We start from the raw sequence: 22360 nt of genomic DNA on the forward strand, positions 1-22360 counted from the left end.
CCGTCGGGTGCGGGGCGACGTAGTTGCGGCCGAACACACCGGCCGGCGGGCCGTCGACGCCGGTTTTAGATCAGCGACTCGCGCCACTGGCGGTGCAGGGCGGCGTACCGGCCGTCGGCCTCGGCCAGCACGGCGGGTGGGCCGTCCTCGACGACAGTCCCGCCGTCGATGACGAGCACCCGGTCAGCGGTTTCCACCGTGGAGAGTCGGTGGGCGATCACCAGTGCGGTCCGGTCGCGCAGGATGGTGCCGAGTGCCCGCTGCACCAGACGTTCCGTCGGCACGTCCAGCGACGACGTCGCCTCGTCCAGGATGAGCACGCTCGGGTCGGCCAGGAACGCGCGGGCGAACGCGACGAGCTGCCGCTGCCCGGCGGAGAGCCGCCCGCCTCGTCGGTGCACCTGGGTGGCGTACCCGTCGGGTAGCGCGGCGATGAAGTCGTGCGCGCCGATCGCCCGCGCGGCGGCCTGCACGGCGGCGTCGTCGGCACCCGGGCGACCGAACCGGATGTTCTCCGCGACGGTGCCGCTGAACAGGTGGTTCTCCTGCGTCACCAGCACCACCGCCCGGCGCAGGTCGGCGTCGCGTACGTCGCGCAGGTCGACCCCGTCCAACGTGACGGTGCCGGTGTCGGGGTCGTGGAACCGGGCGACCAGCTTGGCGATCGTCGACTTGCCGGCCCCGGTGGGCCCGATCAGCGCGACGGTCTGCCCGGCCGGCACCGTCAAGTCCAGCCGACGAAGGATCGGGGTGTCGGTCCGGTAGCCGAAGCTGACCGCCCGGAAGGTCAGCTCGCCACGGCCTGGCCCGGTCGGCAGTGGTGTGGGCCGGGCCGGTTCGGCGACGGCCGGTCGTTCGTCGAGCACCCCGGCCAGCTTCTCCAGTGCGGCGGTGGCCGACTGCAACGAGTTGTAGAACTGGCTCAGCTCCTGCATCGGCTCGAAGAAGCGGCGCAGGTAGAGCAGGAACGCGGCGAGCACACCGATCTCGGTCTGCCCGCCGAGCACCCGCCACCCGCCGTAGCAGAGCACCACGGCCACCGTGACGTTGCCGATCAGCTTGATCGCCGGCGAGTACGTGGCGATCAGCCGGAACGCGTGCAGGCTGGTCCGTCGGTAGTCGTCGCCGAGCGCCACGAAGATCCGTTGGTTGCGGGGTTCCCGGCGGAACGCCTGCACCGCCCGGATGCCCCGCATCGACTCGACGAAGTGCACGATGACCAGCGCGACAGCGTCCCGGGTCCGCCGGTACGCGCTGGCCGACGACCGGGCGAACCAGCGGGAGAGCGAGAACAGGAACGGAAAGGCGAACAGGGTCACGGCCGCCAGCGGCAGGTCCAGCCAGAGCAGGATGGCGGCCACCGACAGGATCGACAGCCCGGCCAGCACCAGGCTGTCGATCCCACCGTCGACCAGTTCGGCGATCGAGTCCAGGTCGCTGGTGAGCCGGGAGACCATCCGGCCGGACGTGTACCGCTCGTGGAAGCCCACCGACAGTTGCAGGAAGTGCCCGAACACCCGCTGCCGCAGGTCGAGCAGGACGGCCTGGCCGATCCGGGCGGACAGGGTGAGGAAGCCGCGGCGGGCCGCGTACTCGGTGACCGAGGCCACCGCGAACGCCCCGGCGACGGCGATCAGCGGCCCCGCGTCGCCGGCGCGCAACGGCGGGATGGCCCGGTCGATGCCGATCATGACCAGGTACGGGCCGGCCATCGCGGCGGCGTTCTGGGCCAGCAGCAGGGCGACTGCCACGGCGAGTCGCTTCCGGTGCCCGCGCAGCAGGTCGCCCAGCAGGCTGCGGCTGAGCCGGCGCAGCCGGGCCACCGCCTCGGGGCTGGTGTCCTCCGCTCGACTGCGGTCGGCCTCCGGGTCGGTGGCGGTTCCGCGCCAGCGGGTGAGCTCGGGATCCTCCTCCGGAGGTGGGTCGGCCTGCCGGGGCACGCTCACGAACGCACCAGCCCCCACCCGTCCGAAGGGGACGGGCTGGGCCCGCCCGCCCCGGCCGGTGGGGGATGCCCGGCGGGCGGCTCGGCGGCGAGCAGCGCCCGGTACGCCGGGACGGTGGCCAGCAGGTCGGAGTGTGTGCCGGTCGCGGTGATCCGCCCGTCCTCCAGCAGGGCGACCCGGTCGGCCAGCGCGATCGTCGACGGCCGGTGCACCACCAGCAGCGCGGTGCTGTCGTGCAGGACCCGGCGAAGCGCCGCCTCGACCAGGGCCTCCGTGTGCACGTCGAGGGCGGAGAGCGGGTCGTCCAGCACCAGCACCGCCGGTCGGCCGAGCACGGCCCGCGCCAACGCGAGCCGTTGCCGTTGCCCGCCGGAGAGGGACAACCCCTGCTCGCCCACCCGGGTGGCCAACCCCCAGGGCAGGTCGTACGCGAAGTCGGCCTGGGCCAGCGCGAGGGCCGCGCGGACCTCGTCGTCGCCGGCGTCCGGGCGGCCCAGGGTGAGGTTCTCGCGCACCGACATGGAGAAGAGCGTGGGTTCCTCGAACGCCACCCCGACCAGCCGGCGCAGCGAGGCCAGCCGCAGGTCGCGCAGGTCGTGGCCGTCCACTGTGATCCGCCCGGCGGTCACCTCGTGCAGCCGGGGCACCAGGGAGAGCAGTGTGCTCTTGCCGCTGCCGGTGGCGCCGACCAGGGCCAGTGTCTCGCCCGGTTCGATGCTCAGGTCGATCTCACGCAGCACCGGCGTGCTGGCACCCGGATAGCTGAACGCGACGCGCTCGAAGCGCAGCCGGCCGCGCACCGCGTCGCGGGGCAGAACGACAGCGCCGGGGGAGTCCACGATCTCCGGTGGGGTGTCCAGCACCTCCTGGATCCGGTCGGCGACGGTGGCCGCCTCCTGACCGTTGGCGATGATCCAACCCAGTGACTGCACCGGCCAGATGAGCATCAGTTGCAGGCTGACGAACGCGACCAGCTCGCCGATGGTGAGCGCGCCGTGCGCGGCGGCGGCCGCCCCCGCCGCCAGCACCACGCCCAGGGTCACGTTGGGTACCAGGTCGAGCAGTGCCGAGGTGTTGGCCAGCAGCCGTCCCTTGCCGACCCCGGTGTCGTGCAGCCGCCGGGCCGCGCCGGCGAAGCGGGCGGCCAGTTCGGGTCCCCGCCCGTACGCCTTCATGGTGCGCAGACCCTGTGCGGTCTCCTCGACCAGGGTCGCCACGTCGCCCTGCAGGTCCTGCATCCGGCGGGACGCGGCGTGGTAGTGCCGCCCGAACCGGCGACTGATCAGCAGCAGCGGCACCGCGCTGGCCGCGACCAGCACCCCGAGCACCGGATGCAGGTTGATCAGCAGCAGCACCACGACCACGTACGTGGTCAGGTTGAGCACCAGGAAGAACACGCCGAAGGAGAGGAACCGGCGGATCACCGACAGGTCGCTGGTGATCCGGGAGAGCAGTTGGCCGGACTGCCAGCGGTCGTGGAAGCTCGTCGGCAGCCGTTGCAGGTGGGCGTAGATGTCGGCGCGCAGCGCCGCCTCCATGCCCACCGCCGAGGACGACTGCACCCACCGGCGGATGAAGATGAGCACCGCCTCGACGACACCCAGCAGCAGCGCCAGGCCGCCGAGCTGGAGCAGCCCGGCCGGTTCGTGTCGGGCCACCGGCCCGTCCACGACCCGCTGCACGACCAGCGGTACGGCGATCCCGGCGGCGGTGCCGGCGAGCCCCGCGACGAGCAGCCAGGCGAACTCGGCGGCGTACGGGCGCAGGTAGCGGCGTAGCCGCCAGAGGTTGTGCGCGGGGCGGGTTCCCGCGGCGGCCCGGGTGGCCGGGTCGCCGTCGCTCTCCACAGGCACTACCAGACGGTAGCGTCTAACAGGTGTCGATGGTTCTGTCAGCTTGCCGTCAAGCGGCGCTCATGACCGAGAAGCCACTTCTTCACCTCCAGCCCCCAGCGGTAACCGCCGAGCGTGCCGTCGGTGCGAAGAACCCGGTGACAGGGCACGAAGAGGGCTGCCGCGTTCCGGGCGCAGGCGGCCGCGGCGGCCCGCACCGCCGGTGGCCGACCGGCCAGCGCGGCGTAGCCGGTGTAGGTGACGGGGGTGCCCGGCGGCACCTCGCGCAGCACCTGCCAGGCGTGCGCCATGAACTCGCCGCCGGTGCGTTGCTGGACCGGCACCGTGTCGATGGCGGCGAGGTCACCGTCCAGGTAGGAGGTGACCGCCTTGCTGACCGGCCCGAGGTCGGCACGCTCCCGCAGCGGTGCCCGCAGGGTCGGGTGGACCAGGGGCAGCAGTGCCGCCGGGTCCGGGGTGAAGCCGGCCGCCCGTACGTCACCGTCGGGGCCGGCGAGGATGCTCAGTGGGCCGGCCGGTGTGCTCATCACGGTGCTGTCGATGGTCATGCCGCTCTCCAGAGTCTGATCGTGGCGTAGGACCGCCAGGGACGCCATCGCTGGGCGTACCGGTCGAGGGTTGTCGGGGTGTCGGGCAGGCCGAGCGCGGCGGCGCCGCGCCGGACCGCGAGGTCGGAGCTGAGCAGGATGTCCGGGTCGCCGAAGGCCCGCATGGCCAGGTAGTTGGCGGTCCACGGGCCGATGCCCGGGAGCGCGAGCAGCCCTCGGACGGCCTCCCCCCGATCCACCCCAGGGGCAAGATCGACAGACCCGTCCACCACCGCCCGGGCCAACCCCCGCAAGGACTCCCGCCGCCCCACCGGCATCCCGAACGCCGAATCCGGCAGCGACAGGAACTCCTCCGCCCCCAGGAATCCCCGCAGCCCACCCCGTTGATCATGAGGTTGACCTGGGATTTGATCGTCATCGACCTCGTCAACCTCATGATCAACGCGGTGGGAGAGGAGGCGGGTGAGGGTGGTTCTTGCCGAGGTGATCGAGACCTGTTGGTTGATGATGGCGCGGACGGCCACCTCGAAGCCGTCGACCGACCGGGGAACGCGGATGCCGGGTTCGGCGGTGACCGCCGGGGCCAGCGCCGGGTCGGCGGCCAGCGTGGCGTCGATGGCCACCGGGTCCGCGTCCAGGTCGAGCAGCCGGCGGCAGCGGGCCACAGCGGGCGCCAGGTCGCGCAGGTCGGTCAGCCGCAACGTCGCCGCCACGTGCCCGTCCGCCGGGGTCAGCGCCACCTGGCCGTTGCCGTGTGGCAACCGCAGACCCCGGTGGTACGTCCCGTCGCGGACCTCCTCCACACCGGGCAACGCCCGCACCGCGAGGAAGTCCAGCAGCGCCCGGGCGTGCAGCGGCGGGCGGTACGCCAGCCGGAGCGTGATCGTCCCCGCCCCGACCGCCGCCCGCTGGCGACCACGGGCCGTGCGCAGGTCGGACGGGGCGCTCGCGTACACCTCGCGGAGCGTGTCGTTGAACTGCCGCACGCTGCCGAAGCCCGCGGCGAACGCGATCTCGGCCATCCCGAGGTCGGTCGTCTCGATCAGGATCCGGGCGGTCTGGGCCCGCTGCGCCCGGGCCAGCGCGAGCGGCCCGGCGCCCATCTCGGCGCTGAGCATCCGGTGCAGGTGTCGTTCGGTGTAGCCCAGCCGCGAGGCCAGCCCCGGCACGCCGTCCCGGTCGATCACCCCGTCCGCGATCAACCGCATCGCCCGGCCGACCACGTCGGCGCGGACGTCCCACTGCGGCGAGCCGGGCGCGGCGTCCGGCCGGCAGCGGCGGCAGGCGCGTAGCCCGGCACCCTGCGCCGCCGCGGCGGACGGGAAGAACCGGACGTTCTGCCGCTTGGGGGTGATCGCCGGGCAGGACGGCCGGCAGTAGATGCCGGTGGACGTCACGCCGGTGTAGAACCAGCCGTCGAACCGCTGGTCACGGCTGTCCACGGCCCGGTAACACCGCTCGAAGTCCAGCTCCATGTCACCGATGATGCCCCGCTCGACCGGTCATCGGCTGGCGGGAATCGGACCTGGGCGTGCCGGTGTGAAGCGGCCCGGTCAACGGGGGCGTCGACGACGCCGGTGTGGTTGACCAGACCCGCTGGGCTGACCGGCGCGGCCGGGCTGGGCGGTGCGGTCCGCCTGGCCGGATCGGCTGGACTGGGCGGTACGGCCGGGCTGGGCGGCCCGGTTGGGCTGGCCGGTCAGCAGGGCCGGTCGGAACACGCCGTCCGGGTCGTACCGCTTCCACAGCCGCCGGACCCGGGCCCCGGTCTCGCCCGGGTAGATCCGGGCGAACGCGGCCGGGTCCGGCCGGCTCTCGAAATTGACGTACGCGCCGTCGGCCCGCGCTCCGACCGCCCGCCAGGCGGCGTTCAACGCGGCGTCGGCCTGCGGCGGAAAGACCGACGCCACGATCAGGGTGTCCTGGTGGCGATGCGGGTACGCGGTCGCGTCGGGGGCGACGTCGTTGACCGCCCCTCCCAACGAGCGGAGTTGGACCACGGCCCGCCCCGGCCCGGTCACCGCTCGCGTCACGGCCCGCGCCCCGGCGTCGTCCAGCGCGCTGAACAGCCCGTTGGTGGTGGTGCCCCGCTGCTGCCCGACGTTGGGGTTGAGGTGCGCGGTCGGCACCAGCGTCGGATAGGGCAGCAGGTCGGTCCGATGCTCGAGCACCTTGCCGATGGCGAGCAGCGGCTCCACCGCCGGTCGGGCCCGGCGCAGGCTCTCGGCGGCGACCACGGCGGTGATGGACATGAGAACCGATCGGCCCTCCGCGAACACCACAGCGGCGGCGGACAGCTCCCGGGGCGCCTGCGCGAGATAGCTCGTCCACTCCCGGACCGTGCGACCGTCCGGATGCGCCTCGACGACCAGCTGCGCGACACCGACGTTGCGCTGCTCGGCCGCCTCGATCTCGAAGGCCACCACGATCCCCGCCCCGGCTCCGGCCCCTCGGACCAGCCAGAAGAGCTCCGGCTCGTGGTCGGCGTCCGCGCGTACCAGCGTCCCGTCCGCCAGCACCACCTCGACGGCGCGGACCCGGTCGACGGTCAGGCCGTGCGCGCGTACCAGCCAGCCGACACCACCGCCGGTGGCCAGACCGCCGACCCCGACGCCGCCGTAGTCACCCGAACTGATCACCAGGCCGTACGGGGCCAGCGCCTTCGCGACGTTCGCCCAGCGGGCACCGGCCTCGACCCGGACCAACCCGGCCCGCTCGTCGATCACCTGGACCCGGTTGAGCATGGACAGGTCGATGACCATCCCACCGTTGTTCGACGAGGCTCCGGAGAGGCCGTGCCCGCCGCTGCGGACCGCGATGGGCAGCCGCTGCTCGCGGGCGTAGCGGAGCGCGTCGACCACCTGGGTGGTGGTCTTCGGCAGCAGGACGGCGGCCGGCGACGCCGACCTGGTGTACGTCGAGCGCAGGTTGGCGTACCGGCGGTCGCCGGGCGTGACGATCTGCCCTCGGAGGGAGTCGGGCACCCGGGCCATGGCGGTGCTCATCGGTGCCCCCGTGGCGCGCGCCTCGGGTGTCCGGGATCGGTCATGGCCCAAGGATGAGCGGGCACGTGGGCGTCGACAAATCTGGTGCGCCGGTGCCCGCTGGTCGCCGCGCCGCACCACGCTCGCCGGTGCGGGGGAGTGGCGCGCGAAGGTGACCGGAATCTCCGGCCGGGTCCCCGCCTCGGGCTCGGGCGGCCAAGGGCGGGCCGCCCGGCTCCTCGCCTCCGCGTCGGGGCGGCCCGGCACCAGCGTGGCCGGCGGTGACGGTGGGACGGCCGGTCCGGCCGGCGTGCGATGACCGCCGGCCGGACCGGTGGTGCTCAGGACGACGGGGTCGGCGAAACCGTCGGCCGGTGCGGCACTCCGGGCGGGCCGAGCGAACTCGACGGGCTCGGGGAAGCGGTCGGTCCGCCCGGCTTGCCCGGCCCGCCCGGCGGAGTCAACGGGGGCGGCGACACAGTCGGCCGGCCGGGGACGCCGGGCGGGCCCACCGGGCTGGCCAGCCCGCCACCGGGGCTGGGCTCGACCGTCGGCACCGCGGTGGGCGCGGACGGGGCGGGTGCCGACGGGCTGGGTACGGCCGCCGGGCCGGCCGGGCTGGGCACGGCCGGGGGTGGTTCGTCCGAGCCGGTCGCGGCCACCGCGAGCGGAGTGGCGATCAGGATCGCCGCCAGGGTGCTCACCGCCCCCGCCGTCACCGTGGCGCGGCGTCGGTTGCGCACCCGCCGTTCCGCTCGGCTCAACTGGTCATGCACGATCGGTGCCTCCTCGGCCAGGTCGGTGAGGGTGGAGCGGATGAGGTGCTCGAAGGGGTCCGTCATCGCCGTACCTCCAGCATGTCGACGTCCGGCAGCAGTTCCCGCAGTCGCTGCACCGCTCGATGGGTACGGCTGCGCACGGTGCCCACCGAGCAGCCGAGCAACTCGGCCACCCGGGCTTCGGGCAGGTCCTCGTAGTAGCGCAGGACCACCACCGCCCGCTGCGTCGGTGGCAGGTGACGCAGCGCGGCACGCATCGCCAACCGCACGTCGGAGCCGCCGCTGGGGTCACCGCCGACCGGTTCGTCCGCCGGGTTGAGCGGGGTCTCCCGCCGCCGTCGAAACCGTCGCCACCAGCTGATCTGCTCGCGGTACATCACCACCCGCAGATAGCCCTCCGGATCGGCGTGTCGAATGCTGTCCCACTTGGGGATGGCCCGCGCCAACGCCGACTGGAACAGGTCCTCGGCGGCGTTGCGGTCCCCCGTCAACAGGTACGCGACCCGCATCAGCGCCGGAGTCCGGCTGCCGACGAACTCGGCCAGCCGCGCGCGCTCGTCCTCGTCCACCCACCACCCCGTTTCGTTGTCACAGATACAGACGCCCCAGGTCATCGTCGCTATCCACGATCGGTGGGGTTTTTCGGCCCGGAAGTGTCGGGCGTGCCGGGTAACGTCCGGCCACCAACTGAAGAAGGGGTGCGGCGAATGACGAGCGTGGCGGGTTGGACGACGGCGTCGACACCGGGTGCGTTCCCGCCGCTGCCCCGCGCGGTGGCGCAGTCCTTCTACCGCCGGATGCGGGCCGTCGCGCCGGCCGCCGTCGGCGCCATCGAACGGGACCGGACGGGCGATCCCGAGCAGCGCTTCCCTGACACCGCCTGCGGCCGGTTGGTGGGCTCGCTGGACGACGCCGGCCTACGGGCGCTCGGGATGTGGACGCACCACTGGTGCATGCGTTTCTACGACGACGACACGAGGGTTGGCCGGCGGTTGATCCGGGAGCTCGCCGCGCGGCCGGGGCTGGGCTGGACGGCCGACGAGGTGCGGTGGATGCTGCGCGAGTCGGCTTCGGCCGGACCGGCCGCCGCCGACCGGTTCACCCTGCCCCGGGCCGCCGCCGGGCAACTGCCGCCGGCCGACCGTCCCGCTCTGGGGCTGTGGCCGGACGTCGAGGTGCCCCGGCAACGGCGCCCCGACCAGTCTGGTTGATCATGGAGGTTGGCGGGGGCTGCGACTGTCGGACACCCCGCCACCACCATGATCGCCACGGGTGGAGGTCGGGCCCCGCACCGGAACGCAACGGGCGGGAGGGCCGGCTGCGGCAGGATGGACGCCGCACCGCCCGCAACGGAAGGACGCCCCGATGCCCGCCAGCGAACCGACCATCATCGCCACCAGCATGGGCTTCCTCCGGGGCGACCGGGGGCCCTACGACCTGCGTCCCGGCCCGGTCTTCGAGCTGGCGGCCGAGCTGGCCGAGGCCGGTTCGCGGCCGCGGATCTGCTACCTCGGGCAGGCCGTCGGTGACCAGCCCACCTCGCTGACCGGCGTCTACGGCGCGTTCGCCGGCACCCGGTTCCAGCCGTCCCACCTCGCGCTGTTCCCGATGCCGAACGTCGAGGACGTCCGCGCCCACCTGCTCGCCCAGGACGTGATCTGGGTCGGTGGCGGCAGCGTCGCCAACCTGGTCGCGGTGTGGAGGGTGCACGGGCTCGACGAGATCCTGCACGAGTGCTGGCAGGCCGGCGTGGTGCTGGCCGGTGTCTCCGCCGGCTCGATCTGCTGGCACGTCGGCGGTGCCACCGACAGTTTCGGCCCGCGGCTGCGCGGCTTCACCGACGGCCTGGCCTGGTTGCCGTACGGCAACGGGGTGCACTACGACAGTGAGGGCCAGCGCCGCCCGCTCATGCACGAACTGGTCGGCGACGGCACGCTCCCGACCAGTCACTGCACGGACGACGGCGTCGGCCTGGTCTACCGGGGCACCCGGCTGGTCGAGGCAGTCGCGGACCGCGAGGGCGTCTCGGCGTACGAGGTCAGCCGGGGTGCGGACGGCAGCGTCCGGGAGGCGGTCATCGCCCCTCGCCTGCTCGGCTGAGCGTCACGCCTCGCTGACCGTCACGCCTGCTCGGCCGGGGGTGACGCCTCTTCGGCGGGCTGTCGGCGGCGGAGCACCGCGTCGAAGACCTGGGCCAGCTCGGCGGCGTCCGCACCGGCGTGGTGCGTGTGCGGCACGTCGTGCAGGCCCAGCTCGTGCTTGATCGTGCCTTTGCGGGTCTGGACCCACTCGCTGCCGGTCAACCCCATCCAGTAGCTGCGCAGATCGACGCCGGAGCCGGTCGCGCCGAACGGGCTGACCACCTGCCCACCGCCGAATCGGAGCCGCCTGGACCGGCCCGGCCGGGACCGGCGTAAGCTGGCCCGTCGTGAGTCTCACCATCGGCATCGTCGGCCTGCCCAACGTCGGCAAGAGCACGCTTTTCAACGCGTTGACCAAGAACGACGTGCTGGCGGCGAACTACCCGTTCGCCACCATCGAGCCCAACGTCGGCGTGGTCGGGCTCCCCGACGAGCGGCTGAGCAAGCTGGCCGAGATCTTCTCCTCGCAGAAGGTGCTGCCGGCGCCGGTGTCGTTCGTCGACATCGCCGGCCTGGTCCGTGGCGCGTCGAAGGGGCAGGGCCGGGGCAACGCCTTCCTGGCCAACATCCGGGACGCCTCGGCGATCTGCCAGGTCGTCCGGGCCTTCTCCGACCCGAACGTGGTGCACGTCGACGGCAAGGTCTCCCCGGCCGACGACATCGAGACGATCAACACCGAGCTGATCCTCGCCGACCTGCAGACCCTGGACAAGGCGCTGCCCCGGTTGGAGAAGGAGGCCAAGCTCCGCAAGGACCGGGCCGCCGCCGTCGCCGCCGCGAAGGCCGCGATCGAGGTGCTCGACGGTGGCACCACCCTCTACTCCGGGGCCGCCGCCGCCAAGATCGAGCTGGAGCACCTGCGCGAGCTGCACCTGCTCACCACCAAGCCCTTCCTGTACGTCTTCAACGTCGACGAGGCCGAGCTGGCCAACGAGACGTTCCTCGACGAGCTGCGCGCCCTGGTCGCCCCCGCCGAGGCCATCTTCATGGACGCCAAGATCGAGTCCGAGCTGGTGGACCTGCCCGAGGAGGAGGCCCGCGAACTGCTGGAGTCGATCGGGCAGAACGAGCCCGGCCTCAACCAGCTGGTCCGGGTGGGCTTCCGCACCCTCGGCCTCCAGACGTACCTCACGGCCGGCCCGAAGGAGGCGCGCGCCTGGACCGTCCCGATCGGCGCCACCGCGCCGGAGGCCGCGGGCGTCATCCACAGCGACTTCCAGCGCGGCTTCATCAAGGCCGAGGTGGTCTCGTACCAGGACCTGGTCGAGCACGGTTCGATGGCGGCGGCCAAGGCGGCGGGCAAGGTCCGCATCGAGGGCAAGGAGTACGTCATGCAGGACGGCGACGTGGTGGAGTTCCGCTTCAACGTCTGATCCAACCTGGTCCCCGTCGGGTCGGGTGGAGGGTACGGGACCTCCAGCACGATCCCGTACCGCTGCACGTGGCCATCGTCCTCACGTGTCGGGCCGACACCCAAGGGGTCAGGGCGACGAGGTCGGGTGTCCGGTAGGACGCCACACCCTGTCGCCCTGGCCCCTTCACCAACGAGGTGTGTGGCTAGTCGCTGGGTGGGTGTTCCTTGGTGCCTGGGTGAGGTCCGCGATAGCGCGGAGCAGGCTTTCAGTTGTAGTGAGCGAACTCCGTATAGTCGTTCCAGATCCAGCCCTTTACGCCAGTGCAGCAGTCCGAGTGCCACCACAGGTTTCCGGCATCGTTCACGCAACGCTTGTCGATACGGAAAAGCGTCTTCGACTTCCAGTGGGCTATCACCGTAGACGACCCCGAATAGCTGGTGTGCACCGCGGCGCTGCCGACGATGACCCGCCTGATGTGCGGCGTCCAGTCCGAGCATGAGGCCAGTGTTCCGACTTCCGCCGGCACGGCGCCCAGCTCGTCCATCACGGCGGCCGGGACGGGCTGGGCCGCCGCAGATGCCGGTGCGGCGATCGGAAGAATGCCGGCAAACGCGAGCGTGAGTGCGCCACCCGCCGCTGCGAGTTTCCTCGACGTTGCTTTCCTCATAAATTCCTCCATAGCTGCAGGTGCTTTGGTTTGGACCGTATAGCTACCGCCAATGCCGTGAAGTCCGGTCCTGGTAACGGATAGATAAACGTGGCTTGACCAGGGGTGCGACTCGTAGATCCAGGTAAATGGACGCAGTGATTATCGCCTTTGCGTGGCGAACCGGTTCGTGAGCTGTCGTCGGCGTTGGTCCCGCTGCTGCCGCTGCCAGTCCTGCCGCCGGCGGTCGCGTCGTCGCTGGTGGACGTGGGCGATCACCGCTAGCGCCATCCACCCGGACAGAACCAGGCCTGCCGCTCCGACCACCCCTTGCGGCCGCCCCCGATGCCCGCTGAGGATGCCGAACTCGGTGACGAAATCCCCTGGATCGTTGGGGTTGACCCAGATTCGCACCGCACTGCCGGCCGGCCGGCAGACCTCCCAACAGCCAACCTCGGCCTGACGCTGAGCGCCGCCGAATTCGTAGCGCAGGTGCATCGTGTTCCGCCGCTTGTGCACCAGTTCATCGACGACTGCCTGGGCTGACACGCCGTCGACCCGCAGTCGATTTGCCCAGGCGTCGTTGTCCTGAGAGGTCTTGAACGGCAGCCGCATCATGACCAGCCCGACCACGAGGCCGAGTGCGTAGAGGGGGTAGCGGGCACGCCACCAGCTCCGCAGGATCTGCACGGTGGCCATGGTCGCAGTCGATGTCGACAAGCGGCGGTACGTTGACCGGATGACGGAACAGATGCTCCGATCGTCGTTTGGCGCGGCGGCGACCGCGTACGCCGAGCACCGCCCGGACTACGCGCAAGCCGCGGTGCGGTGGGCGCTGGAGCACGCCCCTGGCCTGCGCGTGCTCGACCTGGGTGCCGGCACCGGCAAGCTGTCGGCGACGCTGGTGGCGGTGGGCGCGGACGTCGTGGCCGTAGAACCCGACCCGGCCATGCTTGCCGAGCTGCGCCGTACGCAGCCGGGCGTCAATGCCCTGCCGGGTAGCGCCGAGGCCATCCCGTTGCCGGACGCCTCCGTCGATGCCGTGCTCGCCGGCAACGCCCTGCACTGGTTCGACATGGCCGTGGCCGGGGCGGAAATCGCCCGGGTCCTCGCCCCCGGCGGCATCCTGGCCGGTCTGTGGAACATCATGGACGACCGGATCGACTGGGTTGCCGGGCTCGAACGGGTCAGCGGGAGTGCGGCCATCGGCCCGCGTGACACGTTGAGCAGTTGGCGCGCCGCGACGGCGGGCATGCTCGTTCCGAGCACCGGCCTGACCGCCCGGTTCGGGTCCGCGGAGCAGGTCGAGTTCCCGCACGGGCAGCGCCGTACCGCCGACTCGCTCGTCGCGACGCTCGCGACGCGGGCCGGGATGCTGGTCATGCCGGACGAGGAGCGAGAGGTCACCCTCGGCCGGATTCGCTCCTTCCTCGGCAGTCGATCCGAAACCGCCCACGGCGAGTTCACGCTGCCGATGCTGACCGGCGTGCTGTGCGCCCGTCGGAGATGACGGTCGGCGACCCGGTGAACCGGCATCGCCCGGGGGCGTTGAAGGCTGCGCTGGCAGGCGTCGAGGTGGCGCTGGTGGGCCTGTTCTCGGCGAAGGACAAGGAGTTCGACAGCAAGCTCAATCTGCTGGCCAGCGTGGTGGCTGCCCACGGTGGCCAGGTCGTGAGCCGGCACGTGCAGCGGCGGGGAGTCTCTTCCGGCGGAGCGGACAAGATGGGCGACCCGTTCTCGCGGCGGACGTTGCTCAGCCCCGGTAGGGCACGCGAAGTCGCCGATGCCTGCCGGCAGCGCGGGGTCGGCGTCGCGGTCTTCGCGAACCCCTTGACCGACCATCAGCGGGCCGTCCTCACGGACATGTTCGGCTGTCCCGTCCTGACTGGCGAGGACCTCCGGCAGGTCAGGGGCGGACGGCCTTCGCGCCGTGGGCGACTGCGTACTCCGCGGCGAGCCAGGGCCCGAGGTCGTCGATGAGTTCGCGGAGCACAGCCGGAACTGGCGAGGGCGCGTGGCCGATGGCGGCAGCTCTACGCATCTGCTCCGCGCGTTCCGGATAGTGGAGCCCGAACGCCTCGGCGGACTCGCTGAGGTCGCTCGTCCAGCCTCCCCGCCGCGGCATGATCAGTGTGAACCCCGTACTGACGATGCGCCGAGCGACGAGCCGGCTGAGGGCCTTACGTTGCTGGTCGGTGGTCGCTTCGGCTGCCCGGCGGCGCGCCGATCGTGCACCAGGGGTACGACCAAACCACGACATGCAACGAAAGGTTGCGCGACGGGTGCGGGCTGTCGTAGGTTCAGTGCAACCAAAGGTTGCGAAAGGTTGTGGGCATGGAACAGGGAACTATCGAGCGTGACATCCACGTCAACGCGTCCCCCGAGGTCGTTTTCGAGGTGGTCAGCCAGCCCCGGCACATGCGGGAGTGGTGGCCCGATGACGCGCGGTTCGAGTCCGTCGCTGGCGCGCCCGGCGAGCTGGTCTGGCGCGACGCCGACACCGGCGAGACGAAGACCGTAGCGCTCGCCGTCGTCGAGGTCGACCCGCCGAAGCGGTTCTCCTTCCGGTGGTGCTTCACCGAGCCGGACCGGGGCGGGCAGGCGCTGCTCGTCACCTTCGACCTGGTGCCCAGCGGCGCGGGAACGCTGGTCCGGATGACCGAGACCGGGTTCCGCGAGCTGGGTTGGGAGGTCGCTGTCCTGGAAGAGCAGTACCGCGACCACGAGAACGGTTGGGACCACTACATGCCCCGGCTGGGCGAGTACGTCGCTCGGTTGGTCGCGACCCCGTGAGCATGGTGGTCGACGACGAGCTGTGGTCGGCGATCGGCGACCCGATTCGGCGTACGATGATCGATCTGCTTCTCGCTGACGGGCCCGGCACGGCCACCTCGTTGAGCAGACGGCTACCCGTCACCCGTCAGGCCGTCTCGAAGCACCTGGCGGTCCTCGACCGGGTTGGGCTGATTCACGCCGAGCCAGTCGGTCGCGAGCGTCACTACCAGGTGGACGAGGCGCAACTCGCCCGCGCGGTCGCCCAGTTGTCGACTGTCGGTGCCACCTGGGACGCCCGGCTCCGCCGGATCAAGCGCATCGCCGAGACGATCGAACGCCACCGCACCAACAACCAGGGAGGCTGAGAATGGTCGACATTCTGCACCAGGTCGGCGTCGTCGCTCCGCTTGCCGACGTCTACCGTGCGGTGGCAACCCCCGAGGGCGTCGCCGGCTGGTGGTCGGTCGACACGACAGGCAAGAGCGAGGTCGGCGGGCAGTTGACCGTCCACTTCGGTGACGAGGGCGGGTTCGACCTGGAGATCCTTGAGCTGGACCCGGCTGGCCGGGTGCGGTGGCGGATCGTCGGTGGCCCCGAGGAGTGGATCGGCACCGAGATCGGCTGGCGTCTCGGCCAGCGAGGCCGGTACACGATCGTCGACTTCACGCATTCGGCCTGGCGCGAGCCGACCGAACTCATGCACCAGTGCAGCACCAAGTGGGCGGTCTTCCTGATGAGCCTCAAGGAGCTGGTCGAGACGGGGCGCGGCCGGCCGGCGCCGGACGACGTGCAGATCAGCGACGGTCACTGACCTCGGTGCCGGCCTGGCCGCCGGGGGATCGCACGCTCCGCCGCGACATCGCGATCCCCCCGGCGGCCAGGCCGAGAGCAGCTATCGCCACCGCACAGAGCAGCAGCGTCGGGCGTGCGCCGATGGCGCTCACCAACGGCCCGCCCAGCATGGTGCCCAGGGGCACCGCCAGCACGAGGATGGCACCGTTCGCGGCGAGCACCGCCGGGAGTTGCTCGGTCGACGTGCTGCGCTGGAACAGCGCCATCGACGTGGACATGTACGGCGCCCAGATGAGGCCCGCCAGGGCGAACGCCGGCAACGACACACCGACGGGTGCGCCCAGGCCGAGTGGCAGCATGGCGACGCCGAACGCCACGACGATGGCGATGGTGGTGGTTCGCAGTGGCCAGCCGCGAAGGTAACCGGCGACCAGACCTCCGGCGAGGCCGCCGATGCCGAACGCGGCGTAGTACGCGCCGAACAGCGTCGCGGAGGCGTGCAGGTCGTCGGTGATGTGGATCGGCATCGCCACGTACACCGGTCCGAAGAGGAAGAAGAACCCGAGGCTCAGCACCAGCAGGCCCATTAGGGCCGGGTTCTGGCGGATGACCGCGAACCCGGCCGTTCGCGAAGCGCCGCGCTCGGACCGCGTGGGTCCACCGTTGGCGGGAAGGGCGAGACGGTACGTGAGGGCCAACACGGCGAAGGTGGCGGCGTCGATGGCGATGACCCACACCGGCCCCGCCCAGCCGATCAGGATGCCCGCCAGCGGTGGGCCGACGATGGTGGCGAACCCGCCGATGGTGGTGAGTACGGCGTTCGCCGGCAGATGGTGTCGCTGCGGCAGCAGTTCGGCGATCAGGGTGAACCGGCCGGCGGAACCCCACGAGTGCAGTAACGCCGAGGCGGCGAGCAGGAAGACGTACAGCCAGACGGTGAGCACACCGGTGAGGTGCGCGAGGGGGATGGCCCCGAGCGCGCTGGCTCGCAGAATCGCGTCCCACCCGGCGAGTTGCGCGCCGCTGCGCCCGCGCAGCAGCCGACCGAAGACGACAGTCCCGGCCGCGCTGGGCAGTGTGTACGCCGCCACGGCCAGCGCGATCCAGGTGCGGTGCGGGGTGAGTTGGATGGCGAGCCAGGTCACCGCGACCAACGCCAGGCCGTCGCCCAACGCGGAGACGGCCAGCCCAGGTAGGACCCGTCGGAGCTGAGGGTGACTGACCACCGGCCAGTACGGAGAGGAGCGCGGGAACCGGGAGGCGTCTGACGGCATGGTGTCAGCTCACCCGGCGCCGGCCCTACGGACCAACAACTACTGCCACCAGCAGAATCAGCCGAGGGTGAAAGGCTGGCTCACCGGTCCGGGCCCTTGTTTCCGCGGCCAGCGCGGGAGGACGAGCCGATGCTCGCCACGATCGAACCCACCGAGGCGAGCGACACCGCCACAGTGCCGGCCGTGTCGGCCCCGCCGTCCCCGGTCACCTTGAGGATGATGCCGGTGACCATCAGGACGACCGACAGCGCCAGGACCACATGGATGGCTCGTCTGCTCATGGCGGCATCTCACTTTCGGGTGGCGGGAGATCGACTCGGGTTCCTTGAAGTCGGGGCGTTGACACCTCGGCTTTCCGGAACCCGAGCCGATCAAACCGTTACTCCGCCCGGTAGACGGAGATGTGCGACGGGCTGTCGGCCTGGAACGGTCGGCGGTGCCAGTCGGCGTGCCGCTCGGTGAGCCGGAGCCCTGCCTGCTGCGCCATCTCGTCGATCTGGTGCGGCCAGGCGTACCGCATGGCGAACGGCTTCAGGTGCACACCGTCGCCGTCGAACGTGATGGTCTGCCGGATGAACCGCTGCGCCGGCCGGTCGTACTTGTGCAGCCGGATGGTCGCGGAATCCTCGGTCACCTCACGCACCTGCACCTGCTCGTCCCTGTCGAAGCCGCGCGGGTCGGGCACGAACGTCTCGATGACGAACGCGCCGCCGGGCGACAGCACCCGGGCGACGTTGCGGAAGCAGTCCGCCTGCCGCTCGGCGTCCACCAGGTTGAACAGGGTGTTGAAGACCAGGTACGCGAGCCGGAACTCACCGGTCACCGGTACGTCCGCCATGTCGGCGACGACCACCGGTATCCGCTCGCCGCCGGGTTTCGCCCGCAGTTGCGCGAGCATCTCCTCGGACGCCTCGACGCCGTGCACGTCGAGGCCGCGTTCGGCCAGCGGAAGCGCGACCCGGCCGGTGCCGATCGCCAGTTCGAGAACCGGGCCGCCGTCGGCCAGGTCGGCCAGGAAGTCCACGGCGGGGGCCGGGTCAGGGTTGGTGTCGCCGTCGTCGTAGTCGGCGGCCCACAGCCGGCCGAAGAGGCCGGGATCGTCGAAGACCGACATCAGCGGCCTCCGGGGTTGGAATCAGTGGCGCCCAGCAGCGCCAGGGGAACAGTCCTGCTCACGAAGTCTCGATTCCTCGGGTCGGATGACGGTGGGTTCGGGGGACTTCGTTGTGTTCGGCATGGTGGCTGCTCCCTTCGCGCGGCTGTCGACCGAGGACACCAGAGACGCCGCGGGCCCGGCAAGGCAATTACGCCAGCCGGGCCCACGCCGGGACGTGCGATCAGGAGATGTGGTGCAGGATCACGTTGTGTACGTGGTGGCTCTTCTGCGCGCCACGGAACTCCACCTCGTAGGTGTGCGTGCCGACGTGGATGGCGATGGCGCCGGTGGAGAAGAACGAACCACCCCACGACTTGTTGCTGACCACGCTCACGCTGGTGATCTTCGAGTACGGGATGCTGGTGATCGCGAACCGTTTCCCGACGAACGAGCGGTCCTGGATGATCACCCGGCGGTCGGTCAGCCCGATGAACCCGGTGCCGGTGCCGACGGCGTCGTAGACGGCGATGATCTGCTCGCCTTCGAGGAGGCCACTCTCGATCTGCTGGACCTGCTCCTTGCGGTCGTACGCGATGTTCGCCATGCCGTTCAGGCTAGAAAACCGGTGCCAACGGGCCCACCCGGGCGAGGACCACGAACTCGCCGTCACCGTGGCCGACCGGCTCACCGTGCCAGCCCCCGTAAATGCGGTCCACAAGGAACCCCGCAGTGGTCAGTGACTCGCGCAGCTCGGCCTCGGTGCGAAAGCGCAGCGACGCCGAGCTGAGGATCTCGGCCCCGTCGTCGAAGTGGTAGTGGTGGGTGAAGTCGACCACTGAGTCGCGTACCCCGGTGACTGTGGTCCACGCGCGGACCTCGCCGCCGGCCGGCAGCCTGACCACCCGGTGCGAATCCACCGGGTTCCACCGCTCCCAGCGACGGTCCGCCGGGTCGCGGGCGTCGAACACCAGCCGGCCGCCGGGCCCGAGCGCCCGGGCCAAATCGGCGAGGGTACGCGCCCACTCCGCGTCGTCGACGAAGAACTGCGCGACGTGGCTGGTCAGCACCGCCACGTCGAACGCCCGCTGCGGCAGCAGCGCCGACGTGCCCTCGATCCAGGTCACCCGCTCGCCGCAGGGCTTGACGCGGGCGGCAGCCAGCGACGCGCCGGCCGGGTCGACACCGGTGACGGTGTGGCCGGCGGCGGCGAGGGCGACGGTCAGCCGGCCGGTGCCGCAGCCGAGGTCGAGCACCCGGGCGGCCGGGGTCTCGTCGACCACCGCCTGGAAGAAGTCGTCGTCCGGGCCCCACCGGCACTCGGCGTCGTACACCTGCACCAACCGGTGGTGGCGAAACTCGGCGTGTCTCACCGGGGGTTCGCGTCGGTCGTGGCGCGGACGAACTCGCGCACCCGGGTGGTGGTGTTGCCGGGCAGCCAGACCGGCCCCCGTTCGATCGGTGGCGCGTCGTGGATGGGCACGTACGCCACGTCGGGACGCGGGTAGTAGCGCCGCGTGTGCTCGCCCACCGGCAGCACACCCCGGCCCAGCGCGACCAGGGACAGCATCTCGGAGAAGGTGTTCCCGGCGGGTCCCTTCGGCACCGGACGGCCGCCCGGGGTGCGCTCCGGTGTGCGGTCCCGCTTGAACTCCGCCGAGGTCACGCTCGGGTACTGCACCACCGGGTGGTCGGCGAGCACCTCCAACGACACCGACCGCTCCCGGGTGAGCGGGTGACCCGCCGCCACCGCCAGCACCCGATCCTCGCGAAGCAGCGCCGGGCCGGTGGCCATCCCGTCGAACGGGTACGAGGCGATCAACACGTCCGTCGAGCCGTCGAGCAGCCCGGAGCGGGTGGTGGACAACTGTGCCTCGTGCACCTCCACCCGACAGTCGGGGTGCCGCTCGCCGAACAGGGCCACCGCCCGGAGCAGCACCGGCGCGGTCCACTCGCCGAGGAACGCCACCCGCAGCGTCCCGGTCACGCCCCGGGCGGCGTCGGTCGCGCGGCGGACGGCCTCGTCCATCCCGGCAACCAGCGGGGCCAGCTCCTCGGCGAGCTGCCGGCCGATCGGGGTGAGCCGGACGACCCGACTGGTACGGGCGAACAGCGGTGCCCCGATCCGGCGTTCCAGCTTCTTCACGATGTGGCTGACCCGACCGGTGCTGACTGTCAACCGCTCGGCGGTGCGGCCGAAGTGCAGTTCCTCCGCGAGCGTCAGGAACGTCTCGACCTCGTACCGCTCCAGCACACCCGCCCCCATCGTTGACCTGTGGGCAACGATCGTAGCGACATCAGGTCTTGGTCGGTGTCCCCCGTCGGGGGATCGTGAACGCGGCAGGGAACACCGAACGAAAGGCGATGACGTGAGCGTCGACGACTACCTGGCCGGCCTGGACGGCCCACTGCGCGAGATCGGCGAGAAGCTGACGCCGATCATCGCGGCGGCCCTGCCGGCGGCGACGGGGGCGATGTGGCACGGGCACCCGGTCTGGGGCCTGGATAACCGGCCCGGCCAGCGCCCGGTCTGCCTGATCAAGGCGTACGGGTCCTTTGTCACCTTCGGGTTGTGGCGGGGACAGGAGATCGCCGACCCGTCAGGACGGTTGGTGCCCGGTGCGCGCTCGATGGCGGCGGTGAAGCTGCGCGACCTCGCCGACGTCGACCCGGCGCTGTTCAGCGGCTGGTTGCGCGCGGCGGCCGACCTGGAGCAGGCATGAGCGCGGTGCGGGTCACCGGTTTCGACCACCTGGTGCTGACCGTGGCCGACGTGGAACGGTCCCTGGACTTCTACTGCGGCCGGCTCGGGCTGGCGTCGGTGCGGGTCGACGAGTGGAGAGCGGGCACAGTCCCGTTCCCGTCAGTGCGGATCAGCCCCGACAGCATCATCGACCTCGTCCGAGGTGAACCGCAGGGCGCGAACGTGGATCACTTCTGCCTGGTGGTGGCGCCGTTGGACTGGGCGCAGGTGATCGGGTCGGGAGGCTTCACGGTGCTGACCGGGCCGGTCAGCCGGTTCGGTGCCCGCGGTTCGGCGACCTCGATCTACGTGCGTGACCCGGACGGCAACTCGGTGGAGCTGCGCTGGTACCCGCAGGACGCGGAGTCGGAGTCGGAGACGGTCGTCAGCCCTCGGTGACCGCCCGGTATGCGTCCTCGATGCGGGCGGCCAGCAGGACCTCGCCCTCGGTCAGGGGCTCGCCGCTGCCGTGCCCGACCCGGATCTGGGTGCTGTCGGCCCGTCGGCTGATCTCGGGTCGCAGATGCAGCGCGTCCGCGACAACCTTGACCCGTTCAGTTAGTGCGGCGTGTTGGGTATCGTCGATCATGAGCGTCCGTCGGATCTGCTCGCCCTCGCGTGTCCAACCAGATAGCAAGGTCAACGCGTCGGAAAGGTAGTCGTGCTTGGCCCTGCTGTTGAACAGCACGCGCATCACCGCACCCCCCAAGCGCCGTTGCCGGCTCGTGGCCAAATCGTCGCCATCCCGTGTCTTGTCGGTGTCCCCTAGTCTCTCGCTGCTCGGAGGGGGTGTCCACGCCCACACTTCCGTGTCTTATTGGCCTAGCGGACGGCTACGGTACCCAAACCGCCGATTGATCTGGCACCCTGGACGCCCGTGCGGACCGAACGGGCGAATGGTGGCGGGCAGGCCGAGCGACGGGACCTGAAGGTGATCGTCGGCGCGGCGATCATCCGGGATGGGCGGGTGCTCGCCTGTGCACGCTCCGCGCCACCCGAGGTAGCAGGCATGTGGGAGTTTCCGGGCGGAAAGGTCGAGCCGGGGGAGGCCGAGACCGACGCGTTGATCCGGGAGTGCGCCGAGGAGTTGGCCGTACGCGTCGAGATCGGCGACCGGGTCGGCCGCAACGTACGGATGGCGCACGGCCGCTCGGTGCTCAAGGTGTACGCGGCCCGCCTGCTTGGCGGCGACCAACCGCAGGCGCTGGAGCACGAGGCGCTGCGGTGGCTCACCGCCGACGAACTGGACTCGGTCACCTGGCTCCCCGCCGACGCCCCCATCGTGGCAGCCCTCCGCCCTCTCCTCACCCCGCCCAGCCCCCGGTGATCACCTCCAGCTCCCGGTGATCATGAAGTTGTTGTCACGACACGCCGCGGGCGAGGGCAACAACTTCATGATCAACCGGCCGGGGCCGGGGCCGGGGGCGGGGG

Annotated in this window: 28 protein-coding genes; 11 read left to right on the forward strand and 17 right to left on the reverse strand. The window is 71.4% G+C overall.

The genetic code is table 11. The annotated features are described in order from the left end of the window. Positions 1–65: 65 nt before the first annotated feature. The 7 genes from QCZ28_RS31905 to QCZ28_RS31935 all read right to left on the reverse strand — a co-directional run bounded on the left by QCZ28_RS31905 (position 66) and on the right by QCZ28_RS31935 (position 8679). A complete protein-coding gene (locus tag QCZ28_RS31905; RefSeq protein ID WP_279520045.1) occupies positions 66–1946 on the reverse strand; it encodes an ABC transporter ATP-binding protein in 1881 nt (626 codons plus the stop codon). Beyond that, positions 1943–3793 (reverse strand): ABC transporter ATP-binding protein, encoded by a 1851-nt coding sequence (locus tag QCZ28_RS31910; protein WP_279520069.1) that lies wholly within the window; start codon positions 3791–3793, stop codon positions 1943–1945. Before QCZ28_RS31910 ends, QCZ28_RS31905 begins: the two co-directional genes overlap by 4 nt. Before the next feature lie 44 nt (positions 3794–3837). Beyond that, positions 3838–4347: a methylated-DNA--[protein]-cysteine S-methyltransferase gene (locus tag QCZ28_RS31915; protein ID WP_279520046.1), complete on the reverse strand. Its 510-nt coding sequence runs from the start codon at positions 4345–4347 to the stop codon at positions 3838–3840. After that, positions 4344–5822, reverse strand: coding sequence for an AlkA N-terminal domain-containing protein (locus tag QCZ28_RS31920; RefSeq protein WP_279520047.1), 1479 nt, complete (start codon positions 5820–5822; stop codon positions 4344–4346). The genes QCZ28_RS31915 and QCZ28_RS31920 overlap by 4 nt, the downstream gene beginning before the upstream one ends. A 78-nt stretch (positions 5823–5900) precedes the next feature. Beyond that, the gene (locus QCZ28_RS31925; protein ID WP_279520048.1) at positions 5901–7352 is read right to left on the reverse strand and encodes an FAD-dependent oxidoreductase; all 1452 of its coding nucleotides are present in this window, start codon (positions 7350–7352) and stop codon (positions 5901–5903) included. A gap of 320 nt (positions 7353–7672) precedes the next feature. Next, the gene (locus tag QCZ28_RS31930) at positions 7673–8173 is read right to left on the reverse strand and encodes a hypothetical protein (protein ID WP_279520049.1); all 501 of its coding nucleotides are present in this window, start codon (positions 8171–8173) and stop codon (positions 7673–7675) included. Further along, positions 8170–8679 (reverse strand): SigE family RNA polymerase sigma factor, encoded by a 510-nt coding sequence (locus tag QCZ28_RS31935; RefSeq protein ID WP_030337483.1) that lies wholly within the window; start codon positions 8677–8679, stop codon positions 8170–8172. The genes QCZ28_RS31930 and QCZ28_RS31935 overlap by 4 nt, the downstream gene beginning before the upstream one ends. 138 nt (positions 8680–8817) lie before the next feature. Between QCZ28_RS31935 and QCZ28_RS31940 the strand changes: the two genes are divergently transcribed. Both QCZ28_RS31940 and QCZ28_RS31945 read left to right on the forward strand, forming a co-directional pair. After that, on the forward strand, positions 8818–9321 hold the full coding sequence (locus tag QCZ28_RS31940; protein WP_279520050.1) for a hypothetical protein: 504 nt from the start codon (positions 8818–8820) through the stop codon (positions 9319–9321). 154 nt (positions 9322–9475) lie between these two features. After that, positions 9476–10210, forward strand: a complete 735-nt coding sequence (locus QCZ28_RS31945; RefSeq protein ID WP_279520051.1) for a peptidase E — start codon at positions 9476–9478, stop codon at positions 10208–10210. Positions 10211–10230: 20 nt separating this feature from the next. Here QCZ28_RS31945 and QCZ28_RS31950 read toward each other — a convergent pair whose 3' ends face one another. Further along, a complete protein-coding gene (locus tag QCZ28_RS31950) occupies positions 10231–10473 on the reverse strand; it encodes a hypothetical protein (protein WP_279520052.1) in 243 nt (80 codons plus the stop codon). A gap of 65 nt (positions 10474–10538) precedes the next feature. On the opposite strand from QCZ28_RS31950, the gene ychF reads away from it, so the two are divergent. Continuing rightward, positions 10539–11624: a redox-regulated ATPase YchF gene (gene ychF, locus QCZ28_RS31955; protein ID WP_279520053.1), complete on the forward strand. Its 1086-nt coding sequence runs from the start codon at positions 10539–10541 to the stop codon at positions 11622–11624. Positions 11625–11871: 247 nt separating this feature from the next. Here ychF and QCZ28_RS31960 read toward each other — a convergent pair whose 3' ends face one another. Beyond that, positions 11872–12273: a hypothetical protein gene (locus QCZ28_RS31960; RefSeq protein WP_279520054.1), complete on the reverse strand. Its 402-nt coding sequence runs from the start codon at positions 12271–12273 to the stop codon at positions 11872–11874. 141 nt (positions 12274–12414) lie between these two features. After that, on the reverse strand, positions 12415–12951 hold the full coding sequence (locus QCZ28_RS31965; protein ID WP_279520055.1) for a DUF3592 domain-containing protein: 537 nt from the start codon (positions 12949–12951) through the stop codon (positions 12415–12417). Positions 12952–12991: 40 nt separating this feature from the next. Between QCZ28_RS31965 and QCZ28_RS31970 the strand changes: the two genes are divergently transcribed. From QCZ28_RS31970 to QCZ28_RS31990, 5 genes are all read left to right on the forward strand, one after another. Beyond that, entirely contained in the window at positions 12992–13762 is a 771-nt protein-coding gene (locus QCZ28_RS31970; protein WP_279520056.1) for a class I SAM-dependent methyltransferase, read from the forward strand. After that, positions 13759–14232, forward strand: a complete 474-nt coding sequence (locus tag QCZ28_RS31975) for a hypothetical protein (protein ID WP_279520057.1) — start codon at positions 13759–13761, stop codon at positions 14230–14232. The genes QCZ28_RS31970 and QCZ28_RS31975 overlap by 4 nt, the downstream gene beginning before the upstream one ends. 354 nt (positions 14233–14586) lie before the next feature. Further along, positions 14587–15045 (forward strand): SRPBCC domain-containing protein, encoded by a 459-nt coding sequence (locus QCZ28_RS31980; RefSeq protein ID WP_279520058.1) that lies wholly within the window; start codon positions 14587–14589, stop codon positions 15043–15045. 2 nt (positions 15046–15047) lie between these two features. After that, positions 15048–15392: a metalloregulator ArsR/SmtB family transcription factor gene (locus tag QCZ28_RS31985; RefSeq protein ID WP_279520071.1), complete on the forward strand. Its 345-nt coding sequence runs from the start codon at positions 15048–15050 to the stop codon at positions 15390–15392. Positions 15393–15394: 2 nt separating this feature from the next. Beyond that, entirely contained in the window at positions 15395–15838 is a 444-nt protein-coding gene (locus QCZ28_RS31990; protein ID WP_279520059.1) for an SRPBCC domain-containing protein, read from the forward strand. Here the strand turns inward: QCZ28_RS31990 and QCZ28_RS31995 are convergent. The 6 genes from QCZ28_RS31995 to QCZ28_RS32020 all read right to left on the reverse strand — a co-directional run bounded on the left by QCZ28_RS31995 (position 15822) and on the right by QCZ28_RS32020 (position 20440). Continuing rightward, positions 15822–17093, reverse strand: a complete 1272-nt coding sequence (locus tag QCZ28_RS31995; RefSeq protein ID WP_279520060.1) for an MFS transporter — start codon at positions 17091–17093, stop codon at positions 15822–15824. The genes QCZ28_RS31990 and QCZ28_RS31995 overlap by 17 nt on opposite strands. 80 nt (positions 17094–17173) lie before the next feature. After that, positions 17174–17374 carry a hypothetical protein gene (locus tag QCZ28_RS32000; protein WP_279520061.1) on the reverse strand — a complete coding sequence of 67 codons (201 nt, stop codon included), beginning with the start codon at positions 17372–17374 and terminating at the stop codon, positions 17174–17176. Between the two features lie 98 nt (positions 17375–17472). Next, positions 17473–18207, reverse strand: coding sequence for a class I SAM-dependent methyltransferase (locus QCZ28_RS32005; protein ID WP_279520062.1), 735 nt, complete (start codon positions 18205–18207; stop codon positions 17473–17475). A 223-nt stretch (positions 18208–18430) separates the two neighbouring features. Further along, positions 18431–18793: a PH domain-containing protein gene (locus QCZ28_RS32010; protein ID WP_030337500.1), complete on the reverse strand. Its 363-nt coding sequence runs from the start codon at positions 18791–18793 to the stop codon at positions 18431–18433. Positions 18794–18803: 10 nt separating this feature from the next. Then, entirely contained in the window at positions 18804–19526 is a 723-nt protein-coding gene (locus QCZ28_RS32015; RefSeq protein ID WP_279520063.1) for a class I SAM-dependent methyltransferase, read from the reverse strand. Between the two features lie 29 nt (positions 19527–19555). Then, positions 19556–20440 (reverse strand): LysR family transcriptional regulator, encoded by an 885-nt coding sequence (locus tag QCZ28_RS32020; protein WP_279520073.1) that lies wholly within the window; start codon positions 20438–20440, stop codon positions 19556–19558. 115 nt (positions 20441–20555) lie between these two features. On the opposite strand from QCZ28_RS32020, the gene QCZ28_RS32025 reads away from it, so the two are divergent. Both QCZ28_RS32025 and QCZ28_RS32030 read left to right on the forward strand, forming a co-directional pair. Further along, a complete protein-coding gene (locus QCZ28_RS32025; protein WP_279520064.1) occupies positions 20556–20909 on the forward strand; it encodes a DUF1801 domain-containing protein in 354 nt (117 codons plus the stop codon). Next, a complete protein-coding gene (locus QCZ28_RS32030; RefSeq protein WP_279520065.1) occupies positions 20906–21328 on the forward strand; it encodes a VOC family protein in 423 nt (140 codons plus the stop codon). Before QCZ28_RS32025 ends, QCZ28_RS32030 begins: the two co-directional genes overlap by 4 nt. Here QCZ28_RS32030 and QCZ28_RS32035 read toward each other — a convergent pair. Further along, a complete protein-coding gene (locus tag QCZ28_RS32035; RefSeq protein ID WP_030337506.1) occupies positions 21315–21623 on the reverse strand; it encodes a 4a-hydroxytetrahydrobiopterin dehydratase in 309 nt (102 codons plus the stop codon). The two genes, QCZ28_RS32030 and QCZ28_RS32035, sit on opposite strands and share 14 nt — an antisense overlap. A 183-nt stretch (positions 21624–21806) precedes the next feature. Between QCZ28_RS32035 and QCZ28_RS32040 the strand changes: the two genes are divergently transcribed. Beyond that, entirely contained in the window at positions 21807–22256 is a 450-nt protein-coding gene (locus QCZ28_RS32040; RefSeq protein WP_279520068.1) for a (deoxy)nucleoside triphosphate pyrophosphohydrolase, read from the forward strand. Positions 22257–22360 lie beyond the last annotated feature (104 nt).

The sequence above is a fragment of the Micromonospora sp. DH14 genome (assembly GCF_029809455.1).
GTDB lineage: Bacteria > Actinomycetota > Actinomycetes > Mycobacteriales > Micromonosporaceae > Micromonospora > Micromonospora parva.

Coding starts and splice junctions, on each gene's coding strand:
- QCZ28_RS31915 (WP_279520046.1), bottom strand. CDS start 4,347: ATGACCATCGACAGCACCGTGATGAGCACACCGGCCGGCCCACTGAGC.
- QCZ28_RS31920 (WP_279520047.1), bottom strand. CDS start 5,822: ATGGAGCTGGACTTCGAGCGGTGTTACCGGGCCGTGGACAGCCGTGAC.
- QCZ28_RS31925 (WP_279520048.1), bottom strand. CDS start 7,352: ATGAGCACCGCCATGGCCCGGGTGCCCGACTCCCTCCGAGGGCAGATC.
- QCZ28_RS31930 (WP_279520049.1), bottom strand. CDS start 8,173: ATGACGGACCCCTTCGAGCACCTCATCCGCTCCACCCTCACCGACCTG.
- QCZ28_RS31940 (WP_279520050.1), top strand. CDS start 8,818: ATGACGAGCGTGGCGGGTTGGACGACGGCGTCGACACCGGGTGCGTTC.
- QCZ28_RS31945 (WP_279520051.1), top strand. CDS start 9,476: ATGCCCGCCAGCGAACCGACCATCATCGCCACCAGCATGGGCTTCCTC.
- QCZ28_RS31960 (WP_279520054.1), bottom strand. CDS start 12,273: ATGAGGAAAGCAACGTCGAGGAAACTCGCAGCGGCGGGTGGCGCACTC.
- QCZ28_RS31965 (WP_279520055.1), bottom strand. CDS start 12,951: ATGGCCACCGTGCAGATCCTGCGGAGCTGGTGGCGTGCCCGCTACCCC.
- QCZ28_RS31970 (WP_279520056.1), top strand. CDS start 12,992: ATGACGGAACAGATGCTCCGATCGTCGTTTGGCGCGGCGGCGACCGCG.
- QCZ28_RS31975 (WP_279520057.1), top strand. CDS start 13,759: ATGACGGTCGGCGACCCGGTGAACCGGCATCGCCCGGGGGCGTTGAAG.
- QCZ28_RS31980 (WP_279520058.1), top strand. CDS start 14,587: ATGGAACAGGGAACTATCGAGCGTGACATCCACGTCAACGCGTCCCCC.
- QCZ28_RS31985 (WP_279520071.1), top strand. CDS start 15,048: ATGGTGGTCGACGACGAGCTGTGGTCGGCGATCGGCGACCCGATTCGG.
- QCZ28_RS31990 (WP_279520059.1), top strand. CDS start 15,395: ATGGTCGACATTCTGCACCAGGTCGGCGTCGTCGCTCCGCTTGCCGAC.
- QCZ28_RS31995 (WP_279520060.1), bottom strand. CDS start 17,093: ATGCCGTCAGACGCCTCCCGGTTCCCGCGCTCCTCTCCGTACTGGCCG.
- QCZ28_RS32000 (WP_279520061.1), bottom strand. CDS start 17,374: ATGAGCAGACGAGCCATCCATGTGGTCCTGGCGCTGTCGGTCGTCCTG.
- QCZ28_RS32005 (WP_279520062.1), bottom strand. CDS start 18,207: ATGTCGGTCTTCGACGATCCCGGCCTCTTCGGCCGGCTGTGGGCCGCC.
- QCZ28_RS32010 (WP_030337500.1), bottom strand. CDS start 18,793: ATGGCGAACATCGCGTACGACCGCAAGGAGCAGGTCCAGCAGATCGAG.
- QCZ28_RS32030 (WP_279520065.1), top strand. CDS start 20,906: ATGAGCGCGGTGCGGGTCACCGGTTTCGACCACCTGGTGCTGACCGTG.
- QCZ28_RS32035 (WP_030337506.1), bottom strand. CDS start 21,623: ATGCGCGTGCTGTTCAACAGCAGGGCCAAGCACGACTACCTTTCCGAC.